Annotated in this window: 21 protein-coding genes; 10 read left to right on the top strand and 11 right to left on the bottom strand. The window is 69.3% G+C overall.

The features are described from left to right. Nucleotides 1–111: 111 nt before the first annotated feature. Both V7D63_RS10730 and V7D63_RS10725 read right to left on the bottom strand, forming a co-directional pair. Nucleotides 112–885, bottom strand: coding sequence for a F0F1 ATP synthase subunit A (locus V7D63_RS10730; protein ID WP_333592272.1), 774 nt, complete (start codon nucleotides 883–885; stop codon nucleotides 112–114). A gap of 7 nt (nucleotides 886–892) precedes the next feature. Then, nucleotides 893–1,258, bottom strand: a complete 366-nt coding sequence (locus tag V7D63_RS10725) for an AtpZ/AtpI family protein (RefSeq protein WP_333592271.1) — start codon at nucleotides 1,256–1,258, stop codon at nucleotides 893–895. Nucleotides 1,259–1,466: 208 nt separating this feature from the next. Between V7D63_RS10725 and ispH the strand changes: the two genes are divergently transcribed. Continuing rightward, nucleotides 1,467–2,438 (top strand): 4-hydroxy-3-methylbut-2-enyl diphosphate reductase, encoded by a 972-nt coding sequence (gene ispH, locus V7D63_RS10720; RefSeq protein ID WP_333592270.1) that lies wholly within the window; start codon nucleotides 1,467–1,469, stop codon nucleotides 2,436–2,438. A 29-nt stretch (nucleotides 2,439–2,467) separates the two neighbouring features. Here ispH and scpB read toward each other — a convergent pair whose 3' ends face one another. From scpB to V7D63_RS10695, 5 genes are all read right to left on the bottom strand, one after another. After that, entirely contained in the window at nucleotides 2,468–3,133 is a 666-nt protein-coding gene (scpB, locus tag V7D63_RS10715; protein ID WP_333592269.1) for an SMC-Scp complex subunit ScpB, read from the bottom strand. Next, nucleotides 3,130–3,963 (bottom strand): segregation and condensation protein A, encoded by an 834-nt coding sequence (locus tag V7D63_RS10710; RefSeq protein WP_333592268.1) that lies wholly within the window; start codon nucleotides 3,961–3,963, stop codon nucleotides 3,130–3,132. The genes scpB and V7D63_RS10710 overlap by 4 nt, the downstream gene beginning before the upstream one ends. Before the next feature lie 175 nt (nucleotides 3,964–4,138). Next, complete coding sequence (gene nagZ, locus V7D63_RS10705; protein ID WP_333592267.1) at nucleotides 4,139–5,188, bottom strand: beta-N-acetylhexosaminidase; 1,050 nt, start codon at nucleotides 5,186–5,188, stop codon at nucleotides 4,139–4,141. After that, entirely contained in the window at nucleotides 5,185–5,937 is a 753-nt protein-coding gene (locus tag V7D63_RS10700; RefSeq protein WP_333592266.1) for an SPOR domain-containing protein, read from the bottom strand. Before V7D63_RS10700 ends, nagZ begins: the two co-directional genes overlap by 4 nt. Nucleotides 5,938–6,019: 82 nt before the next feature. Continuing rightward, nucleotides 6,020–7,204: a deoxyguanosinetriphosphate triphosphohydrolase gene (locus V7D63_RS10695; RefSeq protein ID WP_333592265.1), complete on the bottom strand. Its 1,185-nt coding sequence runs from the start codon at nucleotides 7,202–7,204 to the stop codon at nucleotides 6,020–6,022. A gap of 60 nt (nucleotides 7,205–7,264) precedes the next feature. Here V7D63_RS10695 and erpA point away from each other — a divergent pair, with 60 nt between their 5' ends. From erpA to V7D63_RS10675, 4 genes are all read left to right on the top strand, one after another. After that, nucleotides 7,265–7,639 carry an iron-sulfur cluster insertion protein ErpA gene (gene erpA, locus V7D63_RS10690; protein ID WP_333592264.1) on the top strand — a complete coding sequence of 125 codons (375 nt, stop codon included), beginning with the start codon at nucleotides 7,265–7,267 and terminating at the stop codon, nucleotides 7,637–7,639. Between the two features lie 201 nt (nucleotides 7,640–7,840). Next, nucleotides 7,841–8,134: a metalloregulator ArsR/SmtB family transcription factor gene (locus V7D63_RS10685; RefSeq protein ID WP_333592263.1), complete on the top strand. Its 294-nt coding sequence runs from the start codon at nucleotides 7,841–7,843 to the stop codon at nucleotides 8,132–8,134. After that, nucleotides 8,131–8,796, top strand: coding sequence for an SdpI family protein (locus V7D63_RS10680; protein ID WP_333592262.1), 666 nt, complete (start codon nucleotides 8,131–8,133; stop codon nucleotides 8,794–8,796). The genes V7D63_RS10685 and V7D63_RS10680 overlap by 4 nt, the downstream gene beginning before the upstream one ends. 31 nt (nucleotides 8,797–8,827) lie before the next feature. Continuing rightward, on the top strand, nucleotides 8,828–9,763 hold the full coding sequence (locus V7D63_RS10675; RefSeq protein ID WP_333592261.1) for an alpha/beta fold hydrolase: 936 nt from the start codon (nucleotides 8,828–8,830) through the stop codon (nucleotides 9,761–9,763). Between the two features lie 139 nt (nucleotides 9,764–9,902). On the opposite strand, the gene V7D63_RS10670 is transcribed toward V7D63_RS10675, so the two are convergent. From V7D63_RS10670 to V7D63_RS10655, 4 genes are all read right to left on the bottom strand, one after another. Beyond that, nucleotides 9,903–11,231: a dihydroorotase gene (locus tag V7D63_RS10670; protein ID WP_333592260.1), complete on the bottom strand. Its 1,329-nt coding sequence runs from the start codon at nucleotides 11,229–11,231 to the stop codon at nucleotides 9,903–9,905. Between the two features lie 13 nt (nucleotides 11,232–11,244). Beyond that, entirely contained in the window at nucleotides 11,245–12,201 is a 957-nt protein-coding gene (locus tag V7D63_RS10665) for a glycosyltransferase family 9 protein (protein ID WP_333592259.1), read from the bottom strand. A gap of 168 nt (nucleotides 12,202–12,369) precedes the next feature. After that, nucleotides 12,370–14,178, bottom strand: a complete 1,809-nt coding sequence (locus tag V7D63_RS10660) for a PHA/PHB synthase family protein (protein WP_333592258.1) — start codon at nucleotides 14,176–14,178, stop codon at nucleotides 12,370–12,372. Nucleotides 14,179–14,253: 75 nt separating this feature from the next. Beyond that, nucleotides 14,254–14,427, bottom strand: a complete 174-nt coding sequence (locus V7D63_RS10655) for a hypothetical protein (protein WP_333592257.1) — start codon at nucleotides 14,425–14,427, stop codon at nucleotides 14,254–14,256. 73 nt (nucleotides 14,428–14,500) lie between these two features. On the opposite strand from V7D63_RS10655, the gene V7D63_RS10650 reads away from it, so the two are divergent. The 5 genes from V7D63_RS10650 to V7D63_RS10630 form a co-directional block, all read left to right on the top strand. Further along, on the top strand, nucleotides 14,501–15,445 hold the full coding sequence (locus tag V7D63_RS10650; RefSeq protein WP_333592256.1) for a LysR family transcriptional regulator: 945 nt from the start codon (nucleotides 14,501–14,503) through the stop codon (nucleotides 15,443–15,445). A 66-nt stretch (nucleotides 15,446–15,511) separates the two neighbouring features. After that, nucleotides 15,512–18,385 carry a M16 family metallopeptidase gene (locus V7D63_RS10645; RefSeq protein WP_333592255.1) on the top strand — a complete coding sequence of 958 codons (2,874 nt, stop codon included), beginning with the start codon at nucleotides 15,512–15,514 and terminating at the stop codon, nucleotides 18,383–18,385. Next, nucleotides 18,385–19,011, top strand: a complete 627-nt coding sequence (locus V7D63_RS10640; RefSeq protein ID WP_333592254.1) for a DedA family protein — start codon at nucleotides 18,385–18,387, stop codon at nucleotides 19,009–19,011. The genes V7D63_RS10645 and V7D63_RS10640 overlap by 1 nt, the downstream gene beginning before the upstream one ends. Before the next feature lie 96 nt (nucleotides 19,012–19,107). After that, entirely contained in the window at nucleotides 19,108–20,547 is a 1,440-nt protein-coding gene (gene pyk, locus V7D63_RS10635) for a pyruvate kinase (RefSeq protein ID WP_333592253.1), read from the top strand. 137 nt (nucleotides 20,548–20,684) lie between these two features. Beyond that, nucleotides 20,685–21,400: PEP/pyruvate-binding domain-containing protein (locus V7D63_RS10630; RefSeq protein ID WP_333592252.1), on the top strand; the 716-nt coding region annotated here is incomplete at its 3' end.

Below are 21,400 nucleotides of genomic sequence, written 5' to 3'. Positions count from 1 at the left end.
GCGCCGATCATGCCGCACATCGCGATGCCGGCGCCGATGAGTTTGGCGGCTTGAGGATCCATGGTCGTAAGTCCTGTTTAGGTGGGATTGAAGGAGGTGAAGGGTCGGCCCTTAGTGGGCGTGATCCAGATTGACCACATCATTGAGGTAGATGCAGGTCAGAACGGCGAAAACAAAGGCTTGCAGGAAGGCGACGAGGAACTCCAGCGCCGTAAGACCGATGGTCATGCCCAGCGACAGCGGGAAGACCAGCACGCCGAACCAGCCCGCCGCGCCGACGACGGCGGCGGCCACGAAACCGGCGAACACCTTCAGTGCGATGTGGCCGCCCATCATATTGCCGAACAGACGCAGCATCAGGGTGATGGGCCGCAGCAGGAAAGAGAAGAACTCGATCAAACCAACCACGGGACGCATCAACAGCGGCGCCCCCATCGGCCAGAACAGCTTGAAGAAACCCAGGCCGTTCTTCACGAAACCGACGATGACCACCAGACCGAACGTCAACAGGGCGAAGGTGGCGGTGATCGCCAACTGCGAGGTGGCGGTGAAGCTCAAGAACATCCCCAACACGTTCATCGCCAGGATGAAGGTGAAGATGGTGAAGACGAACGGGAAATACTTCCGGCCGTCATGACCGATGATCGAGCCGGTCATGTTGTCGATCATGCCGAACAGGGTCTCGCCCACCGACTGAAGTCGGCCGGGCACCACCTTGGCGCCTGAAGTGACCACCCAGAGGAACAGGATCACGACCGCGAAGCCGATGGTCATCGCCAGATGCGAATTGGTGAAGGCCACGTCGACCGACCCGATCCCCGGCAGGGTGACGTCGGGCAGGTCCACGATCTTCTTGATCTGGAACTGATGAAGCGGATCAGCCATGGAAACCTTAAGCGTCTTCTTCTTCGTCGTCGTCGAAGGGCACAGCCTGCGGCTGGACCCCGGCTTTGATCGCCTCGGCCTGGATGCGCCGCGCCGTGCGCCACGCCATCCAAACCGAAAGCGCGAAGCCCAACAGGACCCCGCTGAGGATTCCGACCGGGCTGGTTCCGGCGAAGTGATCCACGCCGAACCCGATCGCCAGACCCACCAGAACGCCGCCGAACAGGTCGGCGATGATCTTCCACGCCTGGCCGGCCGCCTTCTGTCCAGCCAACTCCTGGGAGATCTGGCTGGCCGTCCGGGTCTCAAGCTCGGATGCGCTTTTCTGTAGGCGAGCGATCGCCTGTTCGCGCGATTCCGGAGTTTGGGACATGGTTGGCCTCAGCGCTCGCGATTCCGCCTGTAGGCGACTCCGCGAGGGGGTCTGAATTCGGCGCGGAACCTATAGGCGAGGGCCGGTTTGGTCAAGGACAGTATGATGGCGCGCAAAATCCTGTCTTTGCTGAACTTTTCTGCTCACCGAACAGGGCGCGGCGAACGGCCGCTGGCGAGCGCGCGTCACAGGCCCTAGGTTGGCGGCCATGGACGCCGCCCAGCCCTTCCCCGCCGATTCCCGCCGCCCGATCACGGTGCGGCTGGCGACGCCTCGCGGCTTCTGCGCCGGGGTGGACCGCGCCATCCAGATCGTCGAGCGCGCGCTGGCGAAGTTCGGCGCCCCCGTCTATGTGCGCCACGAGATCGTGCACAACCGCCATGTGGTCGAGCGTCTGAAGGCCCTGGGCGCCGTGTTCGTGAAAGAGCTGGACGAGTGCCCCGACGACCGGCCCGTGGTCTTTTCGGCCCACGGCGTGCCCAAGTCGGTGCCGGCGGCGGCGCGATCGCGCGAGATGCTGTTCCTCGACGCCACCTGCCCCCTGGTGTCCAAGGTCCATGTCGAGGCCGAGCGTCACCACGCGGCCGGTCGCCACATCATCCTGATCGGCCACGCCGGCCACCCCGAGGTGATCGGCACCATGGGCCAGTTGCCGCCCGGCGCCATCACCCTGGTCGAAACCGCTCGGGACGCCGAGGCCTTCCAGCGGCCGGGCGACGCGGCCCTGGCCTATGTCACCCAGACCACCTTGTCGGTCGATGACACGGCCGAGGTTCTGGCGATGCTGAAACGCCGCTTCCCCGAACTGCCCGACCCGCACAAGGAAGACATCTGCTACGCCACCACCAATCGCCAGGAGGCGGTCAAGCGGCTGGGCGACGGCTGCGACCTGGTGTTGGTGGTCGGGTCCCAGAACTCGTCCAACTCGGCCCGCCTGGTCGAGGTGGCCCTGCGCGCCGGGGCGCGGGACGCGCGGCTGGTCGATGACGCGGGCCATGTCGATTGGCGCTGGTTCGAGGGTGTGAACACCGTCGGCGTCACGGCCGGGGCCTCGGCGCCCGAGCCGCTGATCGAGGCCCTGATCGACGCCATCCGCGCCCGCTTCGACGCCACGGTGGTCGAGGACGACGGCGAACGTGAGACGGTGGCGTTCAAGCTGCCCAGGGCGTTGACGGCGTAACGTCCTTCTCCCCCGAGGGGAGAAGGGGTTCATTCCTCGCCCACGAAATCCTGCGCGAACTCCGGGCTGCCCTGATCGAGGTCGCCCAGCAGGTCCTCTTCCTCATCCGGCCCGCGGCCGGGGTCCGGCACCTCGAAGCCCGGCGGCATGGACAGGTCCAGCAGGCCCGCCGCCCGCATGTCCTGCACCCCCGGCAAGTCGTGCACGCTGGCCAGGCCGAAATGCTCCAGGAATTTATCCGAGGTGGCGTAGGTCACCGGCCGCCCAGGCGTGCGGCGCCGCCCGCGCAGCCGCACGAACCCCATCTCCAGCAACAGGTCCAGGGTCCCGCGCGACAGCGACACCCCGCGCACGCTCTCGATCTCGGCGCGGGTGCAGGGCTGGTGGTAGGCGATGATGGCCAGGGTCTCCAGCGCGGCCTTGGACAGGCGGCGCGGCTCCTCCCGCTCCTCGGTCATCAGGAAGCTGAGGTCCGGCGCGGTGCGGAAGCGCCAGCGGTCGGCCACGCACTCCAGCTCGACCCCCCGCCCCTGATAGCGTTGGCGCAGGGCCGCGATGGCCCCGCCGACGTCCGCCCCTTCGGGCAGACGACGCGCGATTTCGGCCGCCGACAAAGGCCCGGCGGCGGCGAACAGCAGGGCCTCGACCCGGCGCTCGATCTCAACTTCATCAGGCTGGAAGGCCAGATCGGTCACGGCGTCAGCTCCATCGGCTGCCCCCCGCCGGGTCCCTGGGTGCGGCGACGCAGATACAGCGGGTCGAAGGCCGCCGTCTGTTTCACGTCCATGCCGCCCTCCTTCACCAGCTCCAGACTGGCCGACAGGGTGGAGGCGACATAGCTGGCCATCGAGGGACCGCCCTCATCGCCCCCGTGCGGCGCCACCTGGTCCAGCGGGGTCCAGTCGTCCAGACGCGGCATGATCTCGCGCAGCCAGTCACGCGCGGCCTCCAGCGGGAAGGCCTCGATCCGCTGGGTCGGATTATAGTGTCGCGCCTGCTCCTTGCGTCTCTGGGTCACATAGGCGGCCATCAGTTCGTACAGGCTGGCGTCGATGCGGTCGGACGGCACGATGACCGTGGCCTCGGGGTCGCCGCGGGTGAAGACGTCGCGCTTCAACTGGGGTCGGCCGGTGATGGCCTCCACCGCCTTCCTCATCGCCTCCAGCTTTTGCAGCCGGAAGGCCAGGGCGGCGGCCATCAGCTCGGCGGGCGGTTCTTCGGCCTTGCCCTTCTCGGCGCGCGGCAACAGCAGCCGCGACTTCAGATAGGCCAGCCACGAAGCCATCACGAGATAGTCCGCCGCCAGGGCGAAATTGCGCCGCCGCGCCTCGTGGATGAAGGCCAGATACTGTTCCGCCAACCGGGTGATCGACAGTTTCAGCAGATCGACCTTCTGGGTCCGCGCCAGGGCCAGCAGGACGTGCAGCGGTCCTTCATAGCCCTCCAGATCGACGACGAAGGCCTCTTCCGCCTCGGCCTGGTCGGCGGCGGCGAAGTCCAGGTTCGGCTGGAAGGCGTCGGTCATGGACACTCCTTCCCCCCTTGCGGGGGAAGGTGGGCGCCGAAGGCGCTCGGATGGGGGGGCTGGATCGACACGCGGATCGGCAGGCTGCTGTGCGAAGGCTGGCAGCCCCCCCATCCGTCTCGCTCCGCGAGCCACCTTCCCCCGCAAGGGGGGAAGGGACGTATAGCCCGCCCCCTCACGCCTGCGCCTCCCCGACATCCGGCCCGCGCTTGGCGTCCAGCCGGCCGGCCAGCATCGCCGCGAACCGCGCGCGCGCGGCGGCTTCATCCAGCGGCTCGACCTCGCGCACCAGACGGCCCACCGCCGCATCAGCCCGCCGCTTCGCCTGGCCTTTCAGGGCGCCGACGACGCCCGCGATCTGACGCATCTCCGTCAGGTCGCCGTTGCAGTGCAGAACGATGTCGCACCCGGCCTTCAGCGCGCCCGCCGCCCGTTCGGCCAAGGTCCCGCTCAGCGCTTGCATCGACAGGTCGTCGGTCAGGATCAGGCCGGAAAAGCCCAGCCGGTCGCGCATCAACCGCACGGCCTTGTTCGACACCGTCGCCGGGCGTTTCGGGTCGATGGCGGTGAAGACGACATGGGCCGTCATGGCGATGGGCATGTCGCTGAGCGCGCGGAAGGGCGGGAAATCCCACGCCTCCAGCTCCTTCAACGGCGTCTCGACCACCGGCAGGTCCTTGTGGCTGTCGGCGAAGGCCCGCCCATGGCCGGGCATGTGTTTGATCACCGGCAGCACTCCGCCCGCCATCAGCCCCTCGGCCTGCGCCCGCGCCAGGGGGATCAGCCCGGCCGGGCTGTCGGCGAAGGCGCGGTCGCCGATGATGTCGTGGGCGCCCGGCACCGGCGCGTCCAGCACCGGTGCGCAATCCACGGTGATCCCCACGGCCCGCAGGTCATGGGCCATCAGCCGCCCGCCCAGCCGCGCCAGTTCGCGCGCCGTCAGCGGATCGTTCGCGGCCTTCAGATAGGCGTTCGCCGGCGGATATTTCGGCCAGTGCGGCGGTCCCAGCCGCTGAACCCGCCCGCCCTCCTGATCGACCAGAACCGGGGCGTCGGCGTCGCCCACCGTCTCGCGCAGGGCCTGGGTCAGGGTGCGCACCTGATCCGGGCTGTCGATGTTGCGCCGGAACAGGATGAAGCCCCACGGCCGCGCATCCTTGAAGAAGGCGCGCTCATCGGCCGTCAGCCGATGGCCCGAACAGCCGTAGACGGCGGCCGACCTCACCGGACCAGGCAATCCCGCCCGGCGCCGCGCAGGGCCGCGCAGAAGGCGGTCGCCCGCTCGCGGCTCAGACCGGTGAAGGTGGTGCGATAGACGGTCGATCCGTTGGACGCCGTCACCTCCTGCACTCGCTTGCCCGCCCCTTGCGCGAACTGGGGGAAGCGGGCGGCGACGGCGGCGTATTCGCGGTCGGCCAGGGCGGTCGAGGAGAAGGCGCCGATCTGCACCGCGGACGACCCGCCCGCGGCGGGCGCCGGGACCTCAGCCTTCTCGACCGGGGCGGCGGGCGTCGCCGGATGCGGCGCGGGCGCGGCCTTGGCGGCGGGCGGCGCAGCGGCCACGGGCGCGGTCGGGCGCGGCAAGGGGGTTTCGGGCGGCGGCGCGAAGGTCGGGACTTCTTCTCCCGCGGCCTCGCCGTCGCGATAGACGCGGATGCCCGCCTCGGGGTCGATCGGCTGAGCCTCGATCGGCGCCTCGACCTTCATCGCGCCGACGGGCTGGCCCACGGCGGGAGGGGCGTCGGTCGATGACCGGGCGCCCGCGCGATAGAAGACCACCACCGCCACGATCAGCAGCAACAGAACCAGGGCCGAAACGATCAGGGTGACCGGCGGGCCGCCCGCGCCGCCGCCGCCCGTGCGGCGCGGCCCGCGCGCGTCATAGCCCCCGCCCCGGCGGAACGGCAGGTCGTCGTCGGTCGGCGGGGTATAGGCGCCGCGCTCTCTGGATCGGGGATCGTCTTCAAAGGACATGGGCGCGCTCCGCATCGAATCCCGGACCCGCGAATCGTCGCGTCCGGGGCGTCAGTCTAACCCGCCCGGCCCGGCTTCAGAATCACAGATCGAGGGCCAGGTCGAGGGTGAACAGCTTCCTGTGCTCCTCGATGGCGAAACGGTCGGTCATGCCGGCGATGTAGTCGCACACGGCCCGCGCCGTCTTGGCCTCGTCGCCGACCGCCCGAGCCTGCCATTCGGGCGGCATGACCTCCGGCTCGGCTATGAACAGGCGGAACATCTCGCCCAGGATGCGCCGCGCCTGCGACCGGGTGCGGTTGACGCGATAGTGGCGGTACATCCGCTCGAACAGGAACCGCCGCAGCACCGCCAGATCGGCCATCATGGCGTCCGAGAACTGGACCAGGGTGCGCCGCGCCGTGCGCACGTCTTCGACGGACCCGATCCGGTCGGCGGCGATGCGGCGCTCGGTCTCGGTCAGGACGTCGTCGACCATGACGCCGATCATCCGCCGCACGGCCTCGATCCGCACCATCCGCTCGTCCAGCCCCGGCCAGTCCGCCCGCACCTGGCGCAGGATCGGCCCGATCAGGGGAACCTCGGCCAGGTCGTCCAGGGTGAACAGCCCCGCCTGCACCCCGTCGTCCACATCATGGTTGTTGTAGGCGATGTCGTCGGCGATGGCCGCGCACTGGGCCTCCAGCGAGGCGAAGGTGTCGAGCCGCAGATCCCATCCCCCGGCGACGCCGTATTCGGCGATGGCCTTCCACGCCGGTTCGTCCAGCCGGTGCGCCACCGGCCCGTTGTGCTTGATGACGCCCTCCAGCGTCTCCCACGTCAGATTCAGCCCGTCGAAGGCCGGATAGCGGCGCTCCAGCTTGGTCACCACGCGGAAGGTCTGGACGTTGTGATCGAAACCGCCGAACCCGGCCATCTGGGCCTGCAGCTCATCCTCGCCCGCATGGCCGAACGGCGGATGGCCCAGGTCATGGGCCAGGGCGACCGTCTCGGCCAGGTCCGTGTCCAGTCCCAGGGCGTGGGCCAAGGACCGCGCGATCTGAGCCACCTCCAGACTGTGGGTCAGGCGGGTGCGATAATGATCGCCCTCATGCGCCACGAAGACCTGGGTCTTCTCCTTCAGGCGGCGAAAGGCGGTGCAGTGGATGATGCGGTCGCGATCGCGCGCGAAGGCCGGACGGGTGCGGCTGGCCCCTTCGGGAAAGCGACGGCCGCGCGAGGCGTCGGCGGTCTCGGCATAGGCGGCGCGTGCGGGAGTCTGCGTCAAGGTGCGCTCAATGGGGCGCGGGCCTTTGCGATCGCCCGCCGGCCACTCATATAGAGACCCGTGAGCAGCGTCGAATCCCCCGCCTTCCAGATTTCCCGTCCGGGCGACAGCCACGGCCTGACCCTGGCCGCATCGGCCGCCGCGCGCTTGGCGAAATTGGCCCAAGACGAGGGACGGCCGATCTTGCTGCGCGTCGCCGTCGACGGCGGCGGCTGCTCGGGCTTCCAATACCGGTTCGACCTGGTCGAGACGGCCCAGGCCGACGACCTGTCGATCACCGCCGACGGCCAGACGGCTCTGGTCGACCCCGTCTCCCTGCCCTTCCTGGCGGGGTCCGAGATCGCCTTCGTCGACGACCTGTCCGGCGCCCAGTTCGTGGTGCGCAATCCCAATGCGGCGTCGAGCTGCGGCTGCGGCGTCAGTTTCTCGATCTAATTCTCCTTCTCCCCTTGGGGGAGAAGGTGGCTCGCGCCAGCGAGACGGATGAGGGGGATGCCTGATCCGCAATAGCTGGCGGCCGTTCAGCGTGCTCTGCACAGCCCCCTCATCCGAGCCGCTCCGCGGCCCACCTTCTCCCCCGAGGGGAGAAGGATTTTCAGCTTGAATTTAGTTATTTTCCTAATTATCTTTCCTCCTATGAACGCCCTGTTCAAGGCCCTGTCGCATCCCGTGCGTCGCCGCATCATCGAGATGCTGCGCAAGGGGCCGATGGCGTCCGGCGACATCGCCAGCGCCTTCGACATGAGCTGGCCGACTGTCACCGGGCATCTGAACGCCCTGAAGGACGCCGGACTGGTCAGCCCCGAGCGCGAGGGGGCCTCCATCCGCTACCGGCTGGAGATTTCGGCGGTGGAGGAGGCCATGGCCTTTCTGATGGACATCGCCGGAACGGGACGCGCGACGAACGAAGACGTGGAGAAGAAGTCATGAAACGCGCCAGCCTTCTGGACGGCCTGACGGGCGCCGCCGCCGTGGCCCTGATCAGCTTGGGCGCCTGGGTCGCCTTGGCGGGACCGGAGGGTCCCCTGCCCGTGCACTACAACGCCGCGGGACAGGTGGACCGCTGGGGCGGCCGCATCGAGGTCGGCGCCCTTCTGGCCGGTCTGGGCCTGTTGACCGCCGTCGCCGGGGGGCTGACCGGCCTGGCCGTGGCGCGCAGCGACGACAAGGCCCGCCGTCGCGGCCTGATGACGGCCCAGGCGGTCACCCTGATCGCCACCGTCGGCGCCGGAATCATGATTGCGGTTCTCAGCCTGTCCGGCGCGCCCCAGCTTCAGCCCGCCTGGCCGATGGCCCTGGTCTCGCTGCTGATGGCCGCCGTCGGCGCCACGGCGGGCCGCGTCGGTCCCAACCCGGTCGTCGGCCTGCGCACGCCCTGGAATTACAAGAGCCGCCTGGCCTGGGACCGCTCCAACCGTCTGGCCGGACGCCTGTTCTTCTGGCTGGGCCTGACCGGCCTGGCCGCCACGCCCTTCGCGCCCCAGCCGCTGGGCCTCTACGCCTTGACCGGCGCCGTCCTGATCGCCGCCGCTCTGTCGGTGTTCGAGAGCTGGCGCGTCTGGCGCGACGATCCCGACCGCCAACCCTTCTGATCCCCAAGCCTCAACCCAAGGAGACGCCCCCATGTCGGTTCTGACGATGTTCGGTCTCAGCCTGTTGCTGACCGCCCCGGTCGAGACGGGCCTGACGGTCGCGGCCCAGCCCGCGCCCCTGCACGGGACCCTGCTGACGCCCGAGGGCCAGGTCCGCGCCGCGGCCCTGATCCTGCCCGGCTCAGGCCCGACCGACCGTGACGGGAACAATCCGTTGGGCGTCGCCGCCGGGACCTATCGCAAACTGGCCGAGGGTCTGGCGGCGCAAGGGATCGCCACCGTCCGCTTCGACAAGCGCGGCGTAGCCCAGAGCGCCGCCGCCGCCCCGAACGAGGCCGACTTCACCTTCGACGACAACATCACCGACGCCCGACTGTGGATCGACGAGACCCTGGCCCGCACCGGCCTGCGCTGCGTCTGGCTGGTCGGTCACAGCGAGGGCGCGCTGGTCGCTCTGGCCACGGCCAAGGATGATGATCCGCGCATCTGCGGCCTGGTGCTGCTGTCCGGCGCGGGCCGCAAGGCGGGCGACGTTCTGCGCGAACAACTGGCGTCCGCCCCCCTGCCGCCCGATCTGCGCACGGCGGCCGAAACCGCCCTGTCGGAACTGGAGGCTGGCCGCACCACCGAGGCCCCGCCCCAGTTGGCCGCCCTGTTCCGTCCCTCGGTCCAGCCCTACATGATCAGTTGGCTGGCGCTGGACCCCGCCGTCCTGGCCGCCGCCTATCATGGCCCGATGATGGTCGCGCAAGGATCGACCGACCTACAGACCACCCTGGCCGACGCCCATGCCCTGGCCGCCGCCCGGCCGGACGCGCGCCTAGTCGTCTGGGACGGCGTCAACCATGTGCTGAAGACCGCGCCCGCCGATCCGGCGGCCAATGTCGCCACCTATCGCGACCCGACCCTGCCGCTCGCCCCCGGCGTGATCGAGGACATGGCAGGCTTCATCCTGCAAGGGCGCTGAACCCAAATCCTCCCCCGTTTACGGGGGAGGGGGACCACGGAGTGGTGGAGGGGGCGGAACCACACACCGGCGCTTGAACTCGCCCCCTCCACCGCCTGCGGCGGTCCCCCTCCCCCGCTGCGCAGGGGAGGATCAAAGCTTAAAGCGTCTCCTGGAACCGCACCGGGCGGCCGTGGGCCGTGCCGATCAGTTCGCTGTCGCGCATCACCAACCGGCCGCGCACGATGGTCGCCATGGGCCAGCCGGTCGTCTCCATGCCGTCGAAGGGCGTCCAGCCGCAGCGGCTGGCCATGTCCTCGTGGCGCAGAACCCGCTTGGCCTTCAGATCGACGAGGGTCAGGTCGGCGTCATAGCCCTCGGCCATCCGGCCCTTGTTGGCCGTGCCGAACACCCGCTGGGCGCCCGCCGAGGTCAGGTCGATGAACCGCTCCAGGCTCAACCGCCCGGCCGCCACATGGGTCAGCATCACCGGAACCAGGGTCTGCACCCCCGGCATGCCCGAGGGCGACGCCGGATACGGGCGGGCCTTCTCCTCCAGCGTATGCGGCGCATGGTCGGACCCCAGAACGTCGGCCACGCCCTGATCGATGCCGCGCCACAGGCCCGCGACGTGACCCGCGTCGCGGATCGGCGGATTCATCTGCGCCAGCCCCTTCAGCCGTTCATAGGCCTCGGGCGCGGTCAGGGTCAGGTGCTGGGGCGTGATCTCGACCGTCGCCACGTCCTTGTTCTCGGCCAGGAAGTCGATCTCCTCGGCCGTCGTGACGTGCAGCACGTGAATGCGCTTGCCGGTCTCCTTGGCGAGGCCCACCAGCCGCCGCGTCGACATGATCGCGCTCTCGGCGTCGCGCACCTCGGGGTGGCTGGTCCAGTCGCCGGGTCGGGCCAGGGGGCGACGCTCGACCAGCCGGTATTCGTCCTCGGAATGGAAGGTGGCGCGGCGATTGACGTGCTTCAGCACTTCGCGCACCCCGTCGTCATCGGCCACCAGCAGGGTGCCGGTCGAGGCGCCCATGAAGACCTTGACCCCGCAACAGCCCGGCAGCCGTTCCAACTCACCCAGGAAGCGGGCGTTCTCATGCGTGCCGCCGACATAGAAGGCGTGGTCGGTCCACATCCGGTCGCGCGCCCGGGCCAGCTTGTCGGCCATCGTGTCCGGGTCGGTGGTGTTCGGCTCGGTGTTCGGCATTTCGAACACGGCGACGACCCCGCCCAGGGCAGCGGCGCGGGACCCCGTCTCCAGATCCTCCTTCCACTCCAGCCCCGGTTCGCGGAAATGCACCTGGGTGTCGATGACGCCCGGCAGGACGGTCAGGCCCGCGGCGTCCACCACCTGCCCGGCCGAGGCCTGGCTCAGGTCGCCGATCTCGGCGATCTTTCCGTCGATCACGCCCACATCGGCCAGGCCGCGCCCGGCGTGATTGGCCACCTCGCCGCCGCGGACGATCAGGTCATAGGTCTGGGGCATGGCCGAACTCCGTTCAGGCCGATTGATCGGCCAGCAGCTTGCGCGCCGCCTTCAACACTCTTTCGTACGGCAGGTCCATCATATGCTGGATGGCCTGGTTCAGGCGCGGGTCCAGCGCCTTGAACTCGTCCAGCGTCCGGGGACCTCGGATCGAGGCGCCCCGCCACGGCCCGCGCGCCGTCTCGTCCGACGGGCCGAACACCGCCACGGACGGAACCCCCGCCGCCACCGCCAACTGGGTCCAGATCGAGTCGTTGCCCAGATAGAGTTTGGCGTGTTTCAGCGCCGCCGCCGTCTGCAGCGGCGTCAGCTTGCCTTGCAGTTCGATCACCCGCGCGCGCGGCACGGCGAAACGGATGGTGTGGGCGGAATCGCGCTCGATCTCCTCGCCGACGATCATCAGCCGCCCGCCGGCCAGAGGCCCGTCGTCGGCCAGAAGCGGCGTCGCCACCTTGGCGAACCGTTCGGCGGGCCAGCGTTTGCCCATCCATTCCACGCCCGGCCCGACCGCCAGGATCGGCCGCTCGTCCGGCTTGATCAGGGCGTCGGCGACGGCTTGCGTCTCCTCGCTGATGAACAGTTTCGGCGCCGGAACCTCGTCCAGGTGCAGCACGGCGGCGGCGGTCTCGACGGCGTGCAGCCCCGGCTCGGTCTCGCCGCGCTCGGCCCGTTTCTGACGGGTCAGTTTCTTGGCGATGCCGCAGCCGCGCATGTCGACCACCAGACCCCAGCGCGTCTTGCGCACCTGGTTCCACAGGCCGATCCAGTCCAGCGCGCCTTCCTTCTCCAGCACGATCAACCGGTTCAGGCGCGGCGTGTCGGCGAACAGAGGGGCGGAAGACGGCGATCCGACGACGGTGAAGGTGGCGTGGCCGATGGTTTCGACCAGGTGCGCCAACACGCCCGAGGAGAGCACAGCCTCCTCGGGGTCCGCTTCCGCCAGATATAGGATCGGAAACCGCCCGCTCATCGGAATCCTCCGTACAGGGATTCTCGGTGTTGATCCTCCCCCGCGTCGCGGCGGAGGGGGACCGTCCAAGACGGTGGAGGGGGCGGAACTACGGCCGGTGTATGAGGTCGCCCCCTCCACCACTTCGTGGTCCCCCTCCCCCATCGGCATGGGGGAGGATCTTCAGGGTCATTTCACCCGCACATAGGTCCCCGGCGCGGCGTCCAGCGCCTTCAGCTTGCCCGAGCCGGGCTTGCGCGCCTTGACCTTTTCGTCCGTCGCCGCAGCGTCCAGCCAGCCCTGCCATTCCGGCCACCAGGACCCCGGCTTCTGCTCGGCCCCGGCCAGCCAGGTCTCGGCGTCGGCGGGCGCGGCGTCGTGGGTCCAATAGCCGTGCTTGTTCGCAGCGGGCGGATTGATCATCCCCGCGTTGTGGCCCGAACCGCCCAGGATGAAACGCGTCGGCCCGCCGAAATAGTCCCGGCCCGCATAGGTCGCCTTCCAGGCCGAGACGTGGTCGTCCTTCAGGGCCACGATCATCACCGGCGTCTTGATCGCCTTCAGGTCCAGCGCCACGCCGTCCAGGGTGATCCCGCCCGCGTCCTTCAGCCGGTTGGCCTTCAGCACCTGGGTCGAATAGTCCTTCAGGAAGGCGGCGGGGATGCGCGCGCCGTCGTCGAACCACCACAACAGGTCAGACGCCCGCGCCTCGTCGCCCAGCAGATAGTGGGTCACCACCGACGACCAGATCAGGTCATTGGCCCGCACGGTCGAGAACAGCCGCGCCAGATCGTGCGCCTCGACATAGCCCTTGCCGTCCAGATAGCGGTGGAAGGCCTTCAGGTCCTCCTCAGCGGTGAACACCGACCATTCGCCGATGTCGCCGAAATCGACCAGCGAGGCGATCAGGGTGGCCGAGGCCACGCGATCCGCCTGACCCTTGCCGGTCAGATAGGCCAGGGTCATCGCCGTCAGCGTGCCGCCCAGGCAATAGGAGACCAGATCGACGTCCTTTTCGCCCGTCGCCTTCTGAACCGCGTCCATGGCGGCGACGATCCCATCGACGACATAGGCCTCCATGCCCTTGCCGGCCTGGGCCTCGTCCGGGTTGGCCCAGGACACGACGAAGACGGTGTGACCCTGATCCACCAGCCATTTCAGATAGCTGGCCTTGGGCGTCAGGTCGAACAGGTAGTATTTGTTGACCAACGGCGGGATGAACAGCAGCGGGCGGCGATAGACCGTCTCGGTCGTCGGCGCGTACTGGATCAGCTCCAGCAGGTCGTTGCGGAACACCACGGCGCCCGGCGTGGCCGCGATGTTGACGCCCAGCTCAAAGTCGTTCGGCGCGCGACGGCCGACCAGGCCCTGGCCCTTGGCCACGTCCTCCAGCACGTTGGACAGGCCGGTCAGCAGGTTCAGCCCGCCGCTCTCGATGGTCTTTCTGACCACCACGGGGTTCGTATGGGCGAAGTTGGCGGGCGACAGGGCGGCGGTCAGTTGGCGCGACAGGAAATCGACCTGGGCGCGCGTCGCCTCGTCCACCGGGGCGGTCGCCACCAGGTCCTGCATCTGTTTGGCCGACAGCAGATAGGCCTGTTTCAGCCAGTCATAGACCGGCTCTTCGCTCCACTCCGGGGCCGAGAAGCGGCGGTCGCCCTTGGCCGGAGCCGCGGCGGGTTCGGCCGCGCCGGTGGTCATCCGCTCGCCCATGGTGCGCCACAGGGCGGTCCAGTCGGTCCAGGCGCGCGCCTGGGCCTCATACAGGCTGGCAGGCTGGGTCATCAGGGCGGTGTTGAAGGCCATCACCGCCTTGGGCAGGGTCATCGGATCATAGGGCAGAGCCTGCGGAGCCGCCGCCTGGCCCATGGCCGTCTTCATCGCCTCGGCGGCGTTGGTCGTCAGCGTCGTCAGGGCCTCGGCCACCACCAGCGGATCGGGCCAGCCGGCGGTCGGGGCGAAGACGGACTCGTGGGTCTGGGGTTTCTCGGCGGCCACGGACGGCTCCCTCTCAGAATTCAAGAAGGGGCCATACCGCCCCGCTCATCTCCGCGAAAGCGGATGATGCAGCGTTCAGTGCGCCGTCAGCACATCGACCGCGTCACAGTCGCGCGGCGCCACGAACAACAGCGCCAGCGCGCGATCCGGGTTCTCGGCGGCCCAGACGGGGCACGGTTCCGGCGCGGCGTCGATCAGACGGGCGGTCGTCTGCGGGGCGGGGGCGTATTCGGTCGAGTCGAAGGCCATGGCGCGGGTTCCAATGCCGGGGTGTCGTTCGGCGAGCGGCGCTATCGCATGGCGTTTATGCATTAGCCATGCCATGATCTGCGCAATCAATGTGCGTTTTTGCACAAGGGGCGCGACCGCCGTGTCGGACTTCAACTGGAACGACCTGCGCGCCTTCCTGGCGGTGGCCCGCACGGCGCGCCTGACCACGGCCGCCGCGCGCCTGGGCATGGACCACACCACCGTCGGCCGCCGCATCGCGGCGCTGGAGACCGGCCTGGGCGCCCGTCTGTTCGACCGCAGCCCGCAAGGCTACGCCCTGACCCCGCACGGCGAGCGATTGATGCCCACGGCCGAGCGTGTCGAGAGCCTGGCCCTGACCGCCGCCGCCGATCTGGGCGAGGCCGACCAGGCGGTCACCGGCGTGGTCCGCATCGGCGCGCCGGAAGGCTTCGGCAGCTATGTCCTGGCCCCCCTGATGGCGCCCCTGGCCGAGCGGCATCCCGGCCTGGACATCCAGCTTGTCGCCATCTCCGGCGTGCTCAGCCTGTCCAAGCGCGAGGCCGACATCGCCGTGACCCTGTCGACCCCGCGCGAGGGCCGCCTGGTCTCGCGCAAACTGACCGACTACGGTCTCAGCCTCTATGCCGCCCCGGCCTATCTGGACGCTCGGCCGCCGATCCGCACCCGCGCCGACATGGCCGGCCAGAGGTTCGTCGGCTACATCGAAGACCTGCTGTATTCGCCCGAGCTGGACTATATGCAGGCCCCCGACGTGGACATTCACGTCTCGGTGCAAAGCTCCAATCTGATCGCCCAGCTTCAGGCTACGCTCGCGGGCGCCGGTCTGTGCGTCCTGCCCGACTTCATCGCCGCGAAACAGCCGGGCCTGGTCCGGGTGCTGCCCGACGCGGTCCATCTGGAGCGCAGCCTGTGGCTGGTGGTCCATGCGGACTTGAGGAACCTGGCCCGCATCCGCGTCGTCACCGACATGATCGCCGCCTCCGTCCGCGCCGACCGGGACCTGTTCAAAAGGTAATGATCGGGACCGGTGACGAAGCAATCGCTTGCCCCTAACGTGCCCGCCGCATCGCCGGAGAGCGCCATGAAGACCCGCACCCTGTTCCTGTCCGCCGCCGTCGGCGCCCTGGTCGTCGGCATGGGCTGCGGCCCGGCCCTGGCCCAGGCCTCGGCCCAGACCGCGGCTTCGACCGAGGCGCCCGCCGCCCCGCCGTTGATGCCGACCGAGCGGTTCCAACTGGCCAACGGATTGAACGTGGTCTTCCACATCGACCGATCCGATCCCGTCGTCGCCGTGGTGCTGGCCGCCCATGTCGGTTCGGCGCGCGAGGAACCCGGCCGCACCGGTTTCGCCCACCTGTTTGAACACCTGTTCTTCCTGGATTCCGAGAACCTGGGACCGGGCGGGCTGGACGCCATGAGCGCCCGCATCGGCGGTTCGGGCGCCAACGGCTCCACCAGCCGCGACCTGACCGACTATCTCCAGACCGTGCCCAATGACGCGCTGGAGAAGATGATCTGGGCCGAGGCCGACAAGCTGGGCTATTTCATCAACACCGTCACCGACGCCGTGCTCGCCAAGGAGAAGCAGGTCGTCAAGAACGAGAAGCGCCAGAGCGTCGACAACCGGCCCTATGGCCACACGGGCGCGGTGATCTCGTCCGCCCTCTATCCGGCCGATCATCCGTATAACTGGGAGGTCATCGGCTCGCTGGCCGATCTGGACGCCGCCACCCTGTCGGACGTGCAGAATTTCTATCGCCGCTGGTACACGCCGGACAACGCCACCCTGGTCGTCGCGGGCGACTTCGATCCGGCCCAGGCCCGCGCCTGGATCGAGAAATATTTCGGCGAGATCGCGCGTGGCTCCGGCGTGCCGACGCCGCAACCCCGTCCCTCCGGGCTGCAGCAGACCGTGCGGCTGATGCACGAGGACGGTTTCGCCCAACTGCCCGAACTGACCCTGGTCTGGCCGACGGTCGAGCGCGGCCATCCCGACGAGGCGGCGCTGGACATGCTCCAGACCCTGCTGACCGACGGCAAGGCGGCGCCGCTGAACGCCGTGCTGATCGACGAGAAGAAGCTGACTTCCCAGGTCGGCTTCGGGTCCCAGAACAGCCAGGTCGCCGGTGAGGCCTATCTGACCGTCCGCGCCTTCGACGGCGTCGATCTGGACGCCGTCCAGGCCGCCCTGGACGAAGGCTTCGCCCGGTTCGAGGCCCAGGGCGTCGATCCCGCCGCCCTGCAAAGGGTCAAGACCACGGCCGAGGCCGACTTCTACGCCCAGCTCGACAGCGTGCTGGGCAAGGGCGCGGCCCTGGCTCGTTACGACGCCTTCGGCGGCAGCCCCGACCGCGATCTGGCCCGTCTGCGCGCCGTCACGGCCCAGGACGTCATGCGCGTCTATCGCCAGTACATCGCCGGCCGGCCCCATGTGGCGACCAGTTTCGTGCCGCGCGGCCAGGCCCAGTTGGCGCTGGCGGACTCCGCCGTCGCCACGGTGGTCGAAGAACCCATCGTTCAGGGTGCCGAGGCCCCGGTGGACCAACGCGCGGGCGATCACCCCTATGCGCGCACCCCCTCCAGCTTCGACCGCACGGTCGAACCGCCCGCCGGTCCCGCCCCGGTCGTGGCCCCGCCCACCCTGTGGGCCGCCGACGTCGCCAACGGCCTGTCGCTGTCCGGCATCCAGAACGACGAGACGCCGCTGGCGACCTTCGACCTGTCGATCGAGGGCGGCCGCCTGTTCGACGATCCGGCCCGGCCCGGCGTCGCCAACATGGTCGCCCGGATGCTGGACCGCGGCACGGCGACGAAGACGCCCGCCGAGCTTGAGAACGCCTTCAAGGCCCTGGGCGCGCGGGTCAGCGTCAATGTCGGCGACGAGCGCATCGTCATCTCGGGCCGCACGCTGGACCGAAACCTGACCGCCACCCTGGCCCTGATCGAGGAGATGCTGGTCAGCCCGCGCTGGGACCCCGCCGAACTGGAACTGGCCCGCGCCGCCGTCCTGTCCGAAATCCAGGACGCCCGCTCCCAGCCCGCCGCCCTGGCCGGCCGCGTCTATGACCTGGTCTCCAACAGCCCCGACAGCGTTCTGGCGCGCGGCGCCCTGGGCACGGAATCCTCGGTCGCCGCCCTGACCATGGACGATCTCAAGGCCTATCACCGCGATCACCTGATCCCAGGCCTGGCCCATTTCCGCATCGTCTCGCCGTCGGACAGGCAGGCCGTGGTTCGCGCCGCCGAGGGTCTGACCACCCGCTGGGCCGCCCGTGACGTGGTGCGGCCGATCGCCCCGACGCCGGTCGCGCCGACACAGTCGCGCGTCTATTTCTACGACGTGCCCGGCGCCAAACAGTCGGCCTTCCTGTTCGGCTATCCGGCTTTGCGGCGAGGCGACGCCGACTTCTATCCGGCCACGGTGATGAACTATCGCCTGGGCGGCGGCGGCTTCGCCTCGCGCCTGACCCAGCAACTGCGCGAGGGCCAGGGCTATACCTACGGCGTCCGTTCCGGCTTCAGCGGCGACGAACGTACGGGCGACTTCACCCTGACCAGCAACATCCGCTCGAACGTGACGCTGGAGGCGGCCCAGTTGGCGCGCTCGATCATGAGCGACTACGGCGCCACCTTCACCGCCGAAGACCTGGACGTGACCCGCAGCGCCATGAGCCGCAGCCGCGCCCGCGCCTTCGAGACCGCCCGCGCCAAGCTGGGCGTCCTGGCCGCCATCGACGAACTGGGCCTGCCCGCCGACTATCTGCAACGGGAAGCCGCCGTCATCGACGAGATGACCGTGTCCCGCATCCAGGAACTGGCCCAGGAGTACATCCGCACCGATCAGATGATCTATGTCGTCGTCGGCGACGCCGCGACCCAGGCTCCGCGCCTGGAAGCCCTTGGCTACGGCGCGCCGGTCATGATGAACGAACGTCTGGCTCAGGCGGATCGCTGATGGAGCATTGGGCCGGGGATCTCGGAGACTTCATCACGCGCAACGCCGTCTGGGGGGCGCCCGTCCTGGGCCTGATCACCTTCGGTGAATCCATGGTGCTGATCGGCGCCTTCTTCCCGGCCACGGCCCTGATGCTGGTGGCCGGCGGGCTGATCGCCGCCGGCGTGCTGGACGGTCCCACCGTCCTGGCCTGGTGCATCGGCGGGGCCGTGCTGGGCGACGCCGCCTCCTATTGGCTGGGCCGCAGCCTGGGCGGCCGGGCCTGGCGTGTTCCCGCCCTGCGTCCGCATCGCCGGATCATGGCGCGGGCGCGGCTGTTCTTCCGCCGCTATGGGGTCGCCTCCATCTATTTGTGCCGGTTCATGGGACCGGTGCGGGCCTTCGTGCCGCTGATCGCCGGGGTCACGGCCATGCCGAACCTGAAATTCCAGCTCGCCAACCTCGGCTCGGCCATCATCTGGGTGCCGGTCATGCTGGCCCCCGGCTATCTGGCCGGTCGGGGCGCCAAGATGATCGGCGGCGAGCACGCCATGGAGTACGCCCTGGGCGGCATAGCGGCCGTCGCCGTCCTGGCCCTGATCGTCCACGCCCTGCGCGAAAGAAAGGCCGTCGATCCGGCCGAGTAGCCATGACTTTGTGTTTCCGGGGCTGAACCGGCCTTAACGCACGCGGGTTTCGTGTCACAAAGGAGCCTGGCCTCTCCCTGACACTCCGGATTCGCAATGATCAGAGCCAGACGCGCGCGCATCGTCGCCACCCTCGGCCCGGCCAGCCGCGCGCCCGGCACGGTCAAGGCCCTGGCCCAGGCGGGCGCCGACGTCTTTCGTCTGAATTTCAGCCACGGCAGCCACGAGGATCACGCCGCCGCCCTGAAGGCCGTGCGCGGCGCCGAGATGGCGCTGCGACGCCCGCTGGGGGTTCTGGCCGACCTGCAAGGTCCCAAGCTGCGCCTGGGCAGGTTCAAGGACGGCGAGATCGCCGTGAAGCCCGGCCACGTCATGCGGTTCGACCTGGACCCGGCGCCCGGCGACGAGACACGGGTGCAGATGCCCCACCCGGAGATCTTCAAGGCCCTGCGCCCCGGCATGGCCCTGTTGATCGACGACGGCCGCATCCGGCTGCGGGTCGGCGAGCGCGCCGATGACTGGGCTGAGGTCACGATCGAGAGCGGCTCCAAACTGTCCGACCGCAAGGGCGTGGCCGTGCCCGACGCCGTCATCCCGGTCTCGGCCCTGACGCCCAAGGACCGCGAGGATCTGGCCTTCGCCCTGCGCATCGGCGTCGACTGGGTGGCCCTGAGCTTCGTCCAGAAGGCCGAGGACATGGCCGAGCTGAAACGCCTGGTCGGGGGCAAGGCCGCCTGCCTGGCCAAGATCGAGAAGCCCCAGGCCCTGAACGATCTGGAATCCATCCTGGACTACTGCGACGGCGTCATGGTGGCGCGCGGCGACCTGGGCGTGGAGCTGCTGCCCGAAGAGGTGCCGGTGGCGCAAAAACAGATCCTGCGCGCGGCCCGCCGTCGCGGCGTGCCCGCCATCGTCGCCACCCAGATGCTGGAATCCATGACCAGCGCCCCCGCCCCCACCCGCGCCGAGGCCTCGGACGTCGCCAATGCGGTCTATGAGGGCGCCGACGCCCTGATGCTGTCGGCCGAGACGGCGTCCGGCGACTATCCGCTGGAAGCCGTGGGCATAATGAACCGGATCATCGAGCGGGTCGAAAAGGACCCCCTGTGGCCCAGCCTGATGGACGCCGAACACGCCGGCATGGACGAACACGACGTCGACGCCCTGGTCGCCGCCGCGCGCAAGGCCGCCGAGGCCCAGTCGACCGCCTGCATGGTCGTGTTCACCACCCTGGGCGGCACGGCCCGGCGCATGTCACGCGAACGGCCCTTGCAGCCGGTCCTGGCCCTGACCCCCAATCCCGACACCGCGCGGCGCCTGGCCCTGGTCTGGGGGCTGGAGCCGCGCCTGGGCCAGCAACCGGACTCGCTGGAAGCCGTCACCGACGACGCCGTGAACAGCGCGGTGGAATTCGGCCTGGCCGAGCCGGGCCAGCGCATCCTGATCCTGGCCGGCACCCCCTTCGGCGCGCCGGGCGCCGCCAATCTTCTGCGCCTGGCCCACGCGCCCACGGGACCCAAGACGCGCAAATCCTGATCCGTCGCCGCGTCACGGGTGGAGGGATCGTCCGAACGCAACGTGCGCTCACGCTTTGTTACGGTCCCGGCCTCGCCTTCGCGCGCAGGTCGCGTTAGTCAGGCCGCGACAACGGCGGACTCGGGAGCACGGCGGTCATGACTCAGTGGGTTTACGGCTTCGGCGGCGGGTCGGCGGACGGCGACGCCTCGATGAAGAACCTGCTGGGCGGCAAGGGCGCAAACCTGGCCGAGATGTCGTCCCTGGGCCTGCCGGTGCCGCCGGGCTTCACCATCACCACCGAGGCCTGCGTCCACTACTACGCCCATGGCGAGACCTATCCGGCCGATCTGGCCGCTCAGGTGCAGGCCGGGCTGGCCAAGGTCGAACAGATCACCGGCAAGCGCTTCGGCGACGCGGGCAATCCCCTGCTGGTCTCGGTGCGGTCGGGCGCGCGGGCGTCGATGCCCGGCATGATGGACACGGTGCTGAACCTGGGCCTGAACGACGAGACCGTCGAAGGCCTAGCGGCCCTGTCCGGCGACCGTCGCTTCGCCTTCGACAGCTATCGCCGCTTCATCACCATGTACTCCAACGTGGTTCTGGGCCTGGGCCACGACCTGTTCGAGGAAGTTCTGGACGACCACAAGGACCGGCTGGGCGTCACCGTCGACACCGATCTGGACGCCGGCGACTGGGAAAAGGTGGTCGCCGACTACAAGGCCGTGGTCGAGCGCGAGCTGGGCCAGGGCTTCCCCCAGGACCCCAACGACCAGTTGTGGGGCGCCGTCGGCGCCGTCTTCGCCAGTTGGATGAACGACCGGGCCAAATTCTATCGCCGCATGCACGACATCCCCGAAAGCTGGGGCACGGC

It is taken from the genome of Brevundimonas sp., from assembly GCF_036732845.1.
Taxonomy (GTDB): domain Bacteria; phylum Pseudomonadota; class Alphaproteobacteria; order Caulobacterales; family Caulobacteraceae; genus Brevundimonas.
Note: the sequence above shows the minus strand (reverse complement) of the source record. Positions and strands in the feature narration are given on the sequence as shown.